The sequence below is a fragment of the Nocardia sp. NPDC006044 genome, from assembly GCF_042871115.1.
Taxonomy (GTDB): domain Bacteria; phylum Actinomycetota; class Actinomycetes; order Mycobacteriales; family Mycobacteriaceae; genus Nocardia.
In genome coordinates this window covers 22,209-35,155 of the sequence record NZ_JBIAID010000006.1, presented here as the reverse complement: position 1 = coordinate 35,155, position 12,947 = coordinate 22,209, and the positions used below count along the sequence as shown (strand labels likewise).

Genomic DNA, 12,947 nt, shown 5'->3' with positions numbered 1-12,947 from the left:
CGACGATGAGTCTGCAAGAGTTCTGGTTCGTGCTGATCGGGGTGCTGTTCACCGGTTACTTCGTGCTGGAGGGCTTCGACTTCGGGGTCGGAATGCTGATGCCGATCCTCGGCCGGGGCTCCGACACGCGAAGGCGGGTGGTGCTCAACACCATCGGCCCGGTGTGGGACGGCAACGAGGTCTGGGTGATCACTGCGGGCGGCGCCATGTTCGCGGCCTTCCCGGAGTGGTACGCCAGCATGTTCTCCGGGTTCTACCTGGCGCTGCTGTTGCTGCTGGTCGCGCTGATCCTGCGGATCTGCGCGATCGAATACCGCGGCAAGATCGACGACCCGCGCTGGCGGGCGCGCTGCGACCTCGGCATCGGAATCGGTTCCTGGATACCGGCACTCGCGTGGGGCTGGGTGTTCGCCAACATCGTGCACGGGGTGCCGCTGAACGAGAAGAAGCAGTTCGCCGGGTCGGTGTGGGATCTGCTCGGGCCGTACGCACTGCTCGGCGGGTTGACCACCGGACTGCTGTTCGCCCTGCACGGCGCGGTGTTCCTCGGACTGAAGACCGGCGGCGAGGTGCGCGCCGACGCGCAGCGCACGGCCAAGCTGCTGCTGGCACCGACGGCGCTGGTCGTCGGCGGGTTCGGCCTCTGGACGCAACTGGCCTACGGCACCGGGTGGACCTGGATTCCGTTGGCGCTCGCGGTGATCGGGCTGGTGGCCGCCGCGGCCGCGGTGTTCGCCGATCGCGACGGATGGGCGTTCCTCGGCACCGCCGTCGTGGTGGCGGCGGCGACCGCGCTGCTGTTCGGGTCGCTGTTCCCGAATGTGCTGCCCTCCACCATCGATTCGGCGTTCGACCTGACCATCCACAACGCCTCGTCGACGCCGTACACGCTGAAGGTGATGAGCTGGGCGGCGGTGCTGGTCACCCCGGTCGTGCTGGTCTACCAGGGCTGGACGTACTGGGTGTTCCGCAAGCGGATCACCGTCGACCAGATTCCCGCACCGGTCGGCTTGCCGCTCGGCTCCGCGAAGGACTGAGTCATGGCTCGCCCGCCCATCGATCCGCGCCTGTGGCGGTACGCCCGCTCGGCCCGCCGCTACCTGGCGCTGAGTGTCGCGCTGTCCGTGGTGGTCACGGGATCGATCGTGGTCGCGGCGGTCATGCTGGCCCGGGTGCTGGCCGGGGTCGTCACCGATCCCGGCCGGCGCACGCCGGCCGGGTGGACGACGGAGCTGCTGGTGTTCGCGCTCGCCGTCGCCTGCCGGGTGCTCGCCACCTGGGTGCAATCGCGGTTGGCGCACCGGGCCGGCGCGGGCGTGGTGGCGGAGCTCGAGACCGCCGTGCTCACCGCGGGCGCGCGGTTGTCGCCGCGGGAACTCGAAAGCCGCAGAACCGAACTCGCGGTTGTGGTGGGTACCGGGCTGTCGGGGTTGCGCGGGTATCTGATCGGATATGTTCCCGCGCTGCTGCTTGCGGTGCTGGTCCCGCCGATCGTGCTGGCGGTCATCGCGATTCACGATCCGGTCTCGGGGCTGATCGTGGTGATCACGCTGCCGTTGATTCCGATCTTCATGATCCTGATCGGCCTGCTGACGCAGGGGCGGGCCGAGGCGACGCTCACGGCCACGACCCGGCTTTCGGATCAACTGCTCGATCTGTTCGCGGGAATGCCTACGCTGCGGGCCCTCGGCCGTGAGCGCGGTGACTCCGGGAGTTCTGCTGCGGGCGTAGCGGATTCGGCGGAGGCGCGGCCCGGCACGATGGCCGGGCGGGTGCGCGAGCTCGGTGACGGGTTGCGGCAGCGGACGATGCGGGCGCTGCGCATCGCGTTCCTGTCCTCGATGGTGCTGGAGCTGCTCGCGACCTTGAGCGTCGCGCTGGTCGCGGTGTCCATCGGCCTGCGGCTGGTGTTCGGTGAGATGAGCCTGTACGCGGGCCTGGTTGCCCTCGTGCTGGCTCCCGAGGTGTATCTGCCACTGCGGATGGTGGGGGAGCGGTTCCATGCCGCACAGGACGGAATGGCGGCCGCGGACAAGGCCTTCGCCGTACTCGAGTCCGAGTCGGGAGTGGCCGATTCCGGCGGCCGGACCTCCGAGGTCGCCGAGCCGTGGCGTTGCGGCGGACTCGTCCGACTGAGTGAACTGTCGGTCGCGACGCGGAACGGGTTTGCGCCCCGGGAATTGTCGGCAGAGCTGCGACCAGGTGCGCTGACCGTGCTCGCCGGACCGAACGGCAGCGGGAAATCGACGGCGGTACAGGCGATCCTCGGCCTGATCGCACCGGACCACGGTTCGGTGACCGTGGACGGTGTCGACGTGCGCGATCTGGATCAGGACGAATGGTGGGCACACCTCGCGTGGCTCCCGCAGCGTCCGGTGCTGGTGCCGGGCACCCTGCGCGAAAACCTGGAGCTGTTCGGCGCGCGGGCCGGGTCGCCGGTCGCGCACGGACCCGCCCGGGTCGTCGATGATCTCGAAGCCGCCTGTGCGGCAACCGGATTCGACACGGTCCTGGATGAACTGCCCGACCGCTGGGACACCCTGGTCGGCCCCGGCGGCGTCGGCCTCTCGCTGGGCCAGCGCCAGCGCCTCGCACTGACCAGAGTCCTCGCCACCGACCGCCAGATCCTGCTCCTCGATGAGCCCACCGCCCACCTCGATGCCGGCAGCGAGACCTCCGTCCTGGCGGCCTTGCGCCAACGCGCCCGCGACGGCGCCACCGTCATCGTGATCGGCCACCGCCCAACAGTTCTCGCCGCAGGCGACCACGTTGTCCAGGTGCGCGCCGAGGCCGGCGAACTGGCCGAGGTGACGATCCGATGAGCCGGCCAGCGACGATTCGACCGCATGGCGGCGACGGCCCGCTCGGCGTCGGCCGGCGGTCTCACCCGGCCGCGGCAGGCTCCGGTCGCGGGCGAACTCGGGGGATGAGTGCGATCGCGCGACGCGTGCCGACGCCCGGAAGCAGGCTCGGGTCGGTGGCGCTTGCCGAGTGGTGGACCGCTCGGGTGGTCCTGCGGCGGCGCATGGTTGCTGGGCGCGGCGCAACCGGCGGTTCAGGCATGGTGCGGCCATGACCGCGGCGGACGGGGGTGCTTCGGTGCGTGACGATGTGCGGCGGATGTGGGCGTTGCTCGAACTGTCCCGGTGGCGGGTGCTGGTGGCGATCGGGTGGGGCGTGCTGGCGCTCGGGAGCGGGCTCGGGCTGGCCGCGCTCGCGGCGTGGTTGATCGCCCGGGCTTGGCAGATGCCGCCGGTGCTGGATCTGAGCATCGCGGTGGTGACCGTACGGGCGCTGGGGATTTCGCGGGGGCTGGCGCGGTATCTGGAACGGCTGGCCACGCGTGATGTCGCACTGCGGGCGATGGCGACGGCGCGCACCACGGTCTACCGAACGCTGGCCGGATCGGACTTCTGGTTGCGCAGGCCCGCCGGTTCGCGCACGGCGGTCGACGGCGCGGACCGCTCCGGGGCCGACGGGCCGCTCCGTCGCGGCGACCTGCTCGTCCGAACCGGCAGCGACATAGACGATCTCGGCGCCGTGGTGGTTCGAGTATTCGTTCCGGTCGCGGTCGCCGCCGTGCTGTCCGCGGTGGCGATCGGTTTGCTCGCCACGATTTCGGTGGCCGCGGCCGCGATTCTGGCCGGGGCACTGACGCTGTCCGGGATTGTCGCGCCGTGGCTGTCGGCGAAGGCGGCGCGCGAGGCGGAACGAGCCGTGCGCGCGGACCGGGCGGAGTTCACCGCACAGGCCCTGACGGTGCTGGATCACGCGGCGGAACTGCGCGTCGCCGGTCGGCTGGACGCGGCCCTCGACGCCGCGACCAAGGCCGCTCGGCGCGCGGTCGCGGCGGAAGACAAGGCCGCCGCGCCGAGCGCGTGGTCGGCCGCGGCCACCCCGCTCTCGATCGGCGCGAGCGTGCTGGGTGCCCTGCTGATCGGCATCGCCCTTTACGGTCCGTCCGGCGGTGCACCGGGCGCGATGACACCGATGGCCCTCACCGTGCTCGTCCTGCTGCCGCTCTCGGCCTTCGAAGCGGTCGGCCCACTGCCTGCCGCGGCGCAGGCGCTGACCACCGCCCGCGCGGCCTTGCATCGGCTGATCCGGCTCGACGGCGGCGCTCGGGCGGACGATGCCGGCGAGCGCAGTGCAGCCTTCGAAGGCCCGCTGTCCCAACAGCTTCCGGAGATTCCCGCCGGCCGCCGGATCACAGTCGTCGGGCCGAGCGGCGCGGGGAAGACCACGCTGCTGATGACGTGGGCGGGTCTGTTCGGCACCCCCCGCACCGGTGTGACTTTCTTCGCCGAAGACGCCCACCTGTTCGGCACCTCGGTACTGGAGAACCTGCGCGTCGCCCGCGGCGACGTCACCGAGGAGGAAGCCGAAACCGCTTTGCGCACAGTAGGTCTCGGCGACTGGCTGAACTCCCTGCCGGAGGGCGTGCACACCGATCTGATCGGTGGCGCGGCCGCCGTCTCCGGCGGTCAGCGCCGCCGCATCCTGCTGGCCCGAGCGCTCGTGTCTCCGGCGCGGGTCCTGCTGCTCGACGAACCCACCGAACACCTCGAGGCCGAGGTGGGCGCAGACCTGTTGCGCGCCTTGCTCGATGCCGGCAGCGGCCTGGTCGCCCCGGATCGGACTGTGGTCGTCGTCACACATCAGCTGCCGCCGGGCAACCGGGCCGACGTGATCGTCCACATCGACGCATCAGCCCAGGTCACGGTCGATTTCGCGGGCGGCGGAGTCCCCACTTCAGCCCACCGAGAAATTCCGTTGCCGACCCGCTGAGTCGTGGCTAGATTCGTTGGTACACAAGGAAGGAGGTGGTTCGAAGAATGTATGTTCAAAGGACTCGTGAGGTGGCTGCGCGCTAGCGCCACCGCTGCAGGTGATTCGCCGCGCGAGCGTTAGCGAATTCCACGCAGTCACCCGGCCCCCGAGCCCCCGTTTGAGTCCGAACGGGACCCGTACGTCTAACCCACGTACCGGTAAGGCTCGGGGGCTGTTCCGCCTCTCCGGGTATTCAGGCCAGACTCGTGTGCCGCGGTGGCGCCGTTGGCGGCCGGCGGTGAGTTGGTTGCAGAGTTAGCCGGTACCCGGTGAGTTACCCATGTGCTCGCGAGATCAGTGGGCGAAAAGGGCGAAGAGGCCGGGCGGCTAGCCGATGTAGCGCTGGAGGCGAGCCGAGAGGCGGGGCTCGAGTGGGCCGTCGGCCACTACGCGCTCTTCTACGTAAGCCAGGTCGCCGCCCTCTACGATGCCGTAGAGGCGCTTGGCGCCGCCGACCACGATGCCGGACTGGCTGCGGATGACCACGTCGGTGGCGAGCTCCCAGGACGACTGGGTGAGCGCCTGGCCGTAGAACAGTTCGACGATGCCGGAGCTGTGCGTGAGCAGCAGCTCGATCACCTCGTCGTTGCCGTCGATGCCGACCCGCCAGAAACCGCTCTCGCGCAGATCCGGGCCGGAGTAGTTGCCCTCGGTGTCGAGGAACCAGGAGCGGGACTCCCAGGACAGGTAGTCGCCGCCGTCGTGCGCCACGACGATCTGCTGACCGAACCGGTAGTCGCCGCGCTCGGGGCTGTTGCCCTCGCCCTCGCCGCGCCAGACGCCGACCATGGGCAGCAGCGCGAGCATGGAGGAACTCAGGTCCGGCCCGAGCCGCAGGTTCGCGGTGTCCTCGGGCAGCGGTAGATCCGGCAGCGCCGGAATGTTGCGAACGCCGGTCGACTTCGCCCGCTCGACGGCCTCGGACACGGCCTGATCGCCGCTTCGGCGAGGAGCCGAATCGGCGGAGCCGTTGCCGTTCAGTTGTTCACTCGCTTGCTCGGCCGGATTAGAACCCTCGCTCGCGAGATCGCTCATGACTCGGTGAACAGCCGGTAGAAGACGTACAGGCCGAACCAGCCGATGAGGATGGCGACGGCCACCAGCAGAATCTCGAAGAAGAGGACCACATTTGGAGTCTAACGACAATCGCCCCCGGATACGCAGACGGCCCCGGTGCTTCCCGTCATAGTTGGGGAAGCCCGGGGCCGTCGGCTGCGTACGGTCGGCTTATTTGGCGACCGCGACGTCCACGGGATGGATGCCCGCGCCCTCCGGGCGAACCTCCGCCGAGCCGTTGCCGGCCGAGGAGAGCGCCCGCAGCGTCCACGCACCCGGCGCGGCGAAGAAGCGGAAGTCACCGGTGCCGGAGGCGACGACCTCGGCGGTGAAGTCACCGTTGCCGTCGAGCAGGCGCACGAACGCGCCGCCGACCGGCTGGCCGTCGGTGCTCAGGACACGGCCGGTGATGACCGTCTCCTTCTCCACATCGACGCCCGCGGGAATGGCCTGACCCTGGGTAGGTGCTGCGCACATGGTGTTTACGCTCCCAACTCGATCGGTGCACCGACGAGGGAGCCGTATTCGGTCCAGCTCCCGTCGTAGTTCTTGACATTGCTGTGGCCGAGCAGCTCCTGCAGCACGAACCAGGTGTGCGAGGAACGCTCGCCGATGCGGCAGTAGGCGATGGTCTCCTTCTCGCCGTCCAGGCCCGCTTCCTTGTAGATCTCGGCGAGCTCGGCGTCGGACTTGAACGTGCCGTCCTCGTTCGCGGCCTTGCTCCACGGCACGTTGATCGCGGTGGGGATGTGGCCGGGACGCTGGCTCTGCTCCTGCGGCAGATGCGCGGGCGCCAGGATCTTGCCGGAGAACTCGTCGGGCGAACGGACGTCGACCAGGTTCTTGGTGCCGATGGCGGCGATGACCTCGTCGCGGAACGCGCGGATGGTCACGTCGGGGGCGGCGGCCTTGTACTGGGTGGCCGGGCGGCTGACGCCGTCGGTGGACAGCGGGCGGCCGTCGAGCTCCCACTTCTTGCGGCCACCGTCGAGCAGCTTGACGTTGTTGTGGCCGTACAGCTTGAAGTACCAGTAGGCGTACGCGGCGAACCAGTTGTTGTTGCCGCCGTACAGGATCACCTCGTCGTCGTTCGCGATGCCGCGCGCCGAGAGCAGATCGGAGAACTGCTCCTGGTTCACGAAGTCACGACGAACTTGATCCTGCAGGTCCTTCTTCCAGTCGAGCCGGACGGCACCTTCGATGTGGCCACCGTCATAGGCGGAGGTGTCCTCGTCGACCTCGACGAAGACGATGCCGGGGGCGTTGAGGTTCTCTTCGGCCCAGTCCACGGAGACCAGGACATCGGAGCGAGCCATGTTGTTCCTTTCAGAGATGACTTGCGGATCAGTTCGGTGCCGGGGACCCGGCGGTGTGAACGTCAGCCCCGGAGGCGGTAGCTTGCGTAACCGCGGAGGGGTCGTGAACACCGCCAGTAGGAGCAGTCCGGCGGAAACGGGCTACCAGGGGATAGATCTGGCAGCCCAGGCAGATCCCGAACGCCGCGTTCAGGAAGGCGGCGAACAGGGCAAAGCCGGCGAAGACCGCGCCGACGACTGTGGAGCCGAGCGCGAAGCCCAGCAGGCTGACCGTCGCGAAGACCAGGCCGAGCAGCTGCGCGAACTTCAGCGGCGGCACGGGTTCGGTCTCGGTGGTCGGGGCCACCCGGGGCGCGACGAACTTCGCGTAGAGCCGGCCGTATGGATGCTTGCGCGGTCCGTAGGCGGCGCCGATCGCGAAGACGACGGCTTGGATGGCGATGAGCACCGCGGCGGCGATGGGGGAGAAGATGGCGGCGATCAGCACCAGGACGAGGACGGCGGTGGTGACCCACGCGGCGAAGCGGGGTCCGCGAACATCTACCTGCCCGTTGGCAATTGGCTGATTCTGCGAAGTTTTACCGATTTCGGTGGACATTGTGCGTACTCCTGCGCTGGATGCGACTGATGGCTGGAAAATTGCCAGTTCGCCGGGGGATCATGGAGATCACTCGCACGGCGGACAGAGGTCGGCGTCAGGAAATCTGGGAAAGCCGACCGCTCAGCGGCACAGGCAGCAACAACCACCGAGGCGGCACAGATCAACTGTGCGGCGTCGGGTGAGCATCAGCTCGTGGTTGTAAAGCACGAAAGCAGTTTACCTAATCGGGCGGGAGAAAAGGACCCCGGGTTGATCACAGCTGCCCGGGAATCCTGTCAAGGCGGCTAAGCGGCGACGGTCAGCGGCTCGAGCGCGGAACGCAGATCGGTCACCTTCGGCACGCCGGAGATCCGAAAGCGTTCGCGGCCTTCACTATCGAAGACGAACGTGGTCGGCAGCGAGAGCACGTTCAGTTCCTTGGCCAGCGCCGGCTCCGCGTCGATGTCGACCTCGATGTCCAGCGGCGGCTGCGCGGACTCGGCCAGCTGGCCGGTGACGTCGGCGACGACGCGGCGTACCGCGGCACAGGGGCCGCACCAGTCGGCGGAGAAGTGCAGTACCGCGGGCACCGATCCGGTCACGCCGACGGCGGCGAGCAGATCGGCCCGGGCCGAGGGGATTTCGATGACATCCGCCGCGCGGACTCTGCCCTCACGGCGGCGCAAGATGACACCCACCGCCAGCGCGGCGAGCAACATCACTGCCAGAATTGTGATTTCGATCATGGTCGCTGCAATCGGTCGAGGTCGATCGTCACGTTCACGCCCTTGCCCTCCACTACGATCCATCCGCCTTGCGCGCTCACCTTGGTGGGATGGACACCGAACGGCAATTCCTTGATGTCGATAGTACGGGTGAAGCGCGCGAGCACCGCCGAGCGAGTGGCCGCGGGAATGGCCTCCTCCGGGATGGTCTTGTCGTTGCCCGCCTGCGGGCAGAAGCCGGTCGCGACGACTTTCACCTGGTCACCGTCGAGGGACAGGTCGGCTTGGACGAAGACCTTGTCGGTGCCGTATTGCACACTGGCCAATTCCGGCAGGCTGCCGAACAGGCACAGCGGCTCGTCGTCGGCCGCGGTCATGCCGGACCCGCCGGAGCCGCCCGTGCCGTCGGACTTGTCCCGCTGCGGCGGGCCCTTCACCTGCAGGTCGGGGATGGTGAACAGGCGGCCGAGCTCGGTCGGCCCGATCCGCAGCGAGCTGGCGACCTGCTCCGCGGGCACGTCCTTCAGACTGCCGTCGACCAGATCGTGCAGCGGGATCCGCACCCCGGTCAGGTTCGCCTCGAATTCGTATTCCCCCGGCGTATGCGGCAGATTGCCGCTCGCCCTGATCCAGACATCGTCATAGCGACCGCCCGCCGCCTGCACGAGGAAGGAAACACCGCGGATCGCGACCGCGGGATCGGCGGGCAGATCGGTGCCCTGGCGTAGTGCGCGCGAGACCCGGTATTCCGAATAGGCGGCGACGCTGAAATCAATGACCACTGCCAGTCCCGCGAGAATCAGCAGCCCGATGATGAGCTTGCGCATTGCTGAACCTTATAGAGCGCTTGCGAGCCGCGAATGCGCGAGGCCGCATAGAGCGCTTGCGAGTCGCGAATGCGCGAGGCCGCATAGAGCGCTTGCGAGTCGCGAATGCGCGAGGCCGTGTAGCGGGGGTTGCGGGCGCCGTGGCATCGGAGGCGGGCGCGACAGTGCATTTCTGGTATCAGACATATCACTCGGCATGACTCGGCGACCCGGATGGCGAGGTCATCGGGGTCGACGCGCTAATCTTGCATCCGAATTACCTGTGATCAGCGACGTGGCCCCCGGCAGTGCGGCTGTTGTCCAACGGAGCTACGAGATGGGAGGAGAGCTTGTGGAGCTACTCCTGCTGACCTCCGACCCCAACCCCGACGCGGTGTTGCCCTCGCTGTCGTTGCTGGCGCACAACGTGCGTCCGGCGCCGACCGAGGTCAGTTCGCTGCTGGAGGCGGGCACCGCGGACGTCGCACTGGTAGACGCCAGGACCGACCTGGCCGCCGCGCGCGGCCTGTGCCGCCTGCTCGGCAGCACCGGGTCGTCGGTGCCGGTGGTGGCCGTGCTGACCGAGGGCGGCCTGGTCGCGGTGAACGCCGACTGGGGACTCGACGACATCCTGCTGCCCGGAACCGGGCCGGCCGAGCTGGATGCCAGGCTGCGCCTGCTGGTCGGCCGCAACGGCGGCGTGGCCAGCCCGGAGAACTCCGGCAAGATCACGCTGGGCGAGCTGGTGATCGATGAGGGCACCTACACCGCCCGGCTACGCGGCCGTCCGCTCGACCTGACCTACAAGGAATTCGAGCTGCTCAAATACCTCGCTCAGCACGCGGGCCGGGTGTTCACCCGGGCCCAGCTGCTGCAAGAGGTGTGGGGCTACGACTTCTTCGGCGGCACCCGCACGGTCGATGTGCATGTCCGGCGGCTGCGCGCCAAGCTCGGCAGCGAGTACGAATCGCTCATCGGCACCGTGCGCAACGTCGGCTATAAAGCGGTGCGCCCGTCGCGGACCGCGGCCAAGGGCGAATCGGCGCCCGTTGCGGAGGACGAGCCGGAGGGCACCGACGACGCGCCGCTCGCTCCGGTCAACGGCTCCGTGCAGTGAGTTCGGCGGGTCCGCCGAACAATCCGAAACGCCGTCGCGTCATTATGTGTTCGCGTCGCGTTCAGCGCGCCGGGCGCGGTGTCCGGCGCGCCGCGGCCGGGACGTGGATCGGCCGCGGCCGGTCGCGAAATGCGGGGCCGCGCAATGACGTTGTCCGGGTAGGGCGCCCACTCGGGATGCCGCGGAACGCGAGGAATGGAGCCCGATGAACGGCGTCGCAACAGAGTGGACCGAGCGGCTGGACGCGGCCACCGCCGCGGATGTCCGGCAACTACTCGAACGCGCGGTCGCCGCCGATGGCGTGGCCCCGATTTCCGAACAGGCCGTCCTGTCGCTGAGCGCGGGCGATGGCCCCGCGGTGCGGCATTTGATCGCCGTGCGCGACGACGCGATCGCCGGTTACGCGAATCTCGTTCCGGCCCATGGCGAACACCCGGCGATGGCCGAGGTCGTGGTCGATCCGCCGGCCCGCGGGCACGGCATCGGCAGCGGTGTGGTCGCGACGGCACTCGCCGAGGGCGGACCGGGCACCCGGGTCTGGGCGCATGGAAATCTGCCCGCCGCCAAGGCGGTCTCGGCCCGGCTCGAACTGATCACCGCGCGCGAGCTGTGGCAGATGCGCCGCCCACTGGCAACGCCCGAGCTACCGGAAATCACCGCCCGTGGCCGAGTGGCCATCCGCACCTACGCGGGCCCCGCCGACGACGCCGAGATCCTGCGGGTGAACAACGCCGCGTTCGCCTGGCATCCGGAGCAGGGTGGCTGGACCGAGCGCGATATCGAGGTGCGCCGCGCCGAGTCCTGGTTCGACCCGAAGGGCCTGTTCCTCGCGACGGACACCGCCGATCCCGGGCGCGTCCTCGGATTCCATTGGACCAAGGTGCATTACGACGAAAACCCGGCGGTCGGCGAGGTCTACGTGGTCGGCATCGACCCGGCCGCGCAGGGGCGCGGACTCGGCCGGCTGCTGACCCTGGTCGGCCTGCATTATCTGCGCGAACGCGGCCTCGCCGAGGTGTTGCTCTACACCGAGGCCGACAACACCGCCGCGGTGCACACCTACACCCGGCTCGGGTTCACTCCGGCGCACATCGATGTCGCCTATTCGGCGGCCTCAGCTGAATAGCAGGGGCCGCTGCGGGGGTGTCTGAGTAAAACTGCGGCAAATGTCACACATAACGGGCTTAATCGCGCTTGCCTGTTCACCCGCCGTTCACTCAGGTCGGTCCAACTGTCAACCACGTGACTTTACGTTGATTGGTGGGCAGCCCACGGCTGCCTGGTGCGCGAGTTCCCCGCGAACAGCACCACATCACCCGTCCGGGCCAGGTGAGGGACCGGACGAGTAGGACGCCTTTCCGGAGGAATAGTGAATCTCAAGCGCAGCAGCGCCCTCGTTGGTGTGCTGGCCGTCGGTGCCATGACGCTCGCCGCCTGTGGCAGCGACGACAACACCACGGCCGGCAACGACGGCACCACTGCCAAGTCGGACATCGCCTGCGGTGGCAAGAAGGCGCTCAAGGCGAGCGGCTCCTCGGCGCAGAAGAACGCGATGGACCGCTTCGTCGCGGCCTACGAGGCCAACTGCGGCGGCAGCACCCTGAACTACACGTCGAGCGGCTCCGGCGCGGGCGTCAACGAGTTCCTCGGCGCCCAGACCGATTTCGGTGGCTCCGACTCGCCGCTCAACGCGAAGAAGGACGAGATCACCAAGGCGCAGGACCGCTGCGGCGCGCCCGCCTGGAACCTGCCGACCGTCTTCGGCCCGATCGCCATCACCTACAACATCGACGGCGTCACCGACCTCGTGCTGGACGGCCCGACCGCCGCCAAGGTGTTCAACGGCACCGTCGCCACCTGGGACGCCCCGGAGATCAAGGCACTCAACCCGAACGCCAAGCTGCCCTCGGACAAGATCTCGGTGATCTTCCGCAGCGACGAGTCGGGCACCACCGACAACTTCCAGCTGTACCTGGACGCGGCCTCCGACGGCGCGTGGGGCAAGGGCGCGGGCAAGGCGTTCGCCGGCGGTGTCGGCGAGGGCGCGAAGGGCAACGAGGGCACCTCGGCCGCCATCAAGAGCACCAAGAACTCGATCACCTACAACGAGTGGGCGTTCGCGAAGTCGCAGAACCTGTCCATCGCGCAGATCATCACCTCGGCGAGCAAGGACCCGGTCAAGCTGACCGCGGCCTCGGCGGGCAAGTCCATCGACGGCGTGAAGGTCAAGGGCGAGGGCAACGACCTGGTGCTCGACACCAGCTCGTTCTACAAGCCGACCGAGGCCGGCGCGTACCCGATCATGCTCGCCACGTATGAGATCGTCTGCTCGAAGTACAAGGACGCGGACACCGCCAAGGCGGTCAAGGCGTTCCTGACCTCGGCGACCACCAACGGCCAGAAGGGGCTCGACGAGGCCGGGTACGTTCCGATCCCGGACAAGTTCAAGACCCGCCTGACCACCGCGATCAACGCCATCTCCTGATCGCACTGTTGTAGCCATGACCGTGCACCCTG

At 68.6% G+C, this 12,947-nt stretch carries 11 protein-coding genes and 1 pseudogene; 6 read left to right on the top strand and 6 right to left on the bottom strand.

Annotation, left to right across the window (positions count from 1 at the left end; all coding sequences use genetic code 11):
* Window positions 1-5 precede the first annotated feature (5 nt).
* The 3 genes from cydB to cydC all read left to right on the top strand — a co-directional run bounded on the left by cydB (window position 6) and on the right by cydC (window position 4,788).
* Entirely contained in the window at window positions 6-1,037 is a 1,032-nt protein-coding gene (gene cydB, locus ACFYO1_RS39420) for a cytochrome d ubiquinol oxidase subunit II (RefSeq protein WP_387243292.1), read from the top strand.
* Between the two features lie 3 nt (window positions 1,038-1,040).
* On the top strand, window positions 1,041-2,822 hold the full coding sequence (gene cydD, locus ACFYO1_RS39415) for a thiol reductant ABC exporter subunit CydD (protein WP_387243289.1): 1,782 nt from the start codon (window positions 1,041-1,043) through the stop codon (window positions 2,820-2,822).
* Between the two features lie 250 nt (window positions 2,823-3,072).
* Entirely contained in the window at window positions 3,073-4,788 is a 1,716-nt protein-coding gene (gene cydC / locus ACFYO1_RS39410; protein WP_387243286.1) for a thiol reductant ABC exporter subunit CydC, read from the top strand.
* Between the two features lie 369 nt (window positions 4,789-5,157).
* On the opposite strand, the gene ACFYO1_RS39405 is transcribed toward cydC, so the two are convergent.
* The 6 genes and pseudogenes from ACFYO1_RS39405 to ACFYO1_RS39380 all read right to left on the bottom strand — a co-directional run bounded on the left by ACFYO1_RS39405 (window position 5,158) and on the right by ACFYO1_RS39380 (window position 9,334).
* Entirely contained in the window at window positions 5,158-5,865 is a 708-nt protein-coding gene (locus tag ACFYO1_RS39405; protein ID WP_387243283.1) for an FABP family protein, read from the bottom strand.
* Window positions 5,866-6,057: 192 nt separating this feature from the next.
* Window positions 6,058-6,363, bottom strand: coding sequence for a DUF1416 domain-containing protein (locus ACFYO1_RS39400; RefSeq protein WP_040730884.1), 306 nt, complete (start codon window positions 6,361-6,363; stop codon window positions 6,058-6,060).
* Between the two features lie 5 nt (window positions 6,364-6,368).
* Entirely contained in the window at window positions 6,369-7,202 is an 834-nt protein-coding gene (locus ACFYO1_RS39395) for a sulfurtransferase (RefSeq protein WP_387243280.1), read from the bottom strand.
* 121 nt (window positions 7,203-7,323) lie between these two features.
* Window positions 7,324-7,800 (bottom strand): annotated as a pseudogene (locus ACFYO1_RS39390) (DUF4395 domain-containing protein); the annotation flags it as partial.
* A 287-nt stretch (window positions 7,801-8,087) separates the two neighbouring features.
* Window positions 8,088-8,528 carry a thioredoxin family protein gene (locus ACFYO1_RS39385; protein WP_387243277.1) on the bottom strand — a complete coding sequence of 147 codons (441 nt, stop codon included), beginning with the start codon at window positions 8,526-8,528 and terminating at the stop codon, window positions 8,088-8,090.
* A complete protein-coding gene (locus ACFYO1_RS39380) occupies window positions 8,525-9,334 on the bottom strand; it encodes a DUF2993 domain-containing protein (RefSeq protein ID WP_387243274.1) in 810 nt (269 codons plus the stop codon). Before ACFYO1_RS39380 ends, ACFYO1_RS39385 begins: the two co-directional genes overlap by 4 nt.
* 331 nt (window positions 9,335-9,665) lie before the next feature.
* Here ACFYO1_RS39380 and ACFYO1_RS39375 point away from each other — a divergent pair, with 331 nt between their 5' ends.
* The 3 genes from ACFYO1_RS39375 (at window position 9,666) to pstS (ending at window position 12,915) form a co-directional block, all read left to right on the top strand.
* Window positions 9,666-10,430: a winged-helix domain-containing protein gene (locus ACFYO1_RS39375; protein ID WP_387244085.1), complete on the top strand. Its 765-nt coding sequence runs from the start codon at window positions 9,666-9,668 to the stop codon at window positions 10,428-10,430.
* Window positions 10,431-10,635: 205 nt separating this feature from the next.
* A complete protein-coding gene (mshD, locus tag ACFYO1_RS39370) occupies window positions 10,636-11,556 on the top strand; it encodes a mycothiol synthase (RefSeq protein WP_387243271.1) in 921 nt (306 codons plus the stop codon).
* Between the two features lie 243 nt (window positions 11,557-11,799).
* Window positions 11,800-12,915 (top strand): phosphate ABC transporter substrate-binding protein PstS, encoded by a 1,116-nt coding sequence (gene pstS / locus ACFYO1_RS39365; RefSeq protein ID WP_387243268.1) that lies wholly within the window; start codon window positions 11,800-11,802, stop codon window positions 12,913-12,915.
* Window positions 12,916-12,947: the final 32 nt, after the last annotated feature.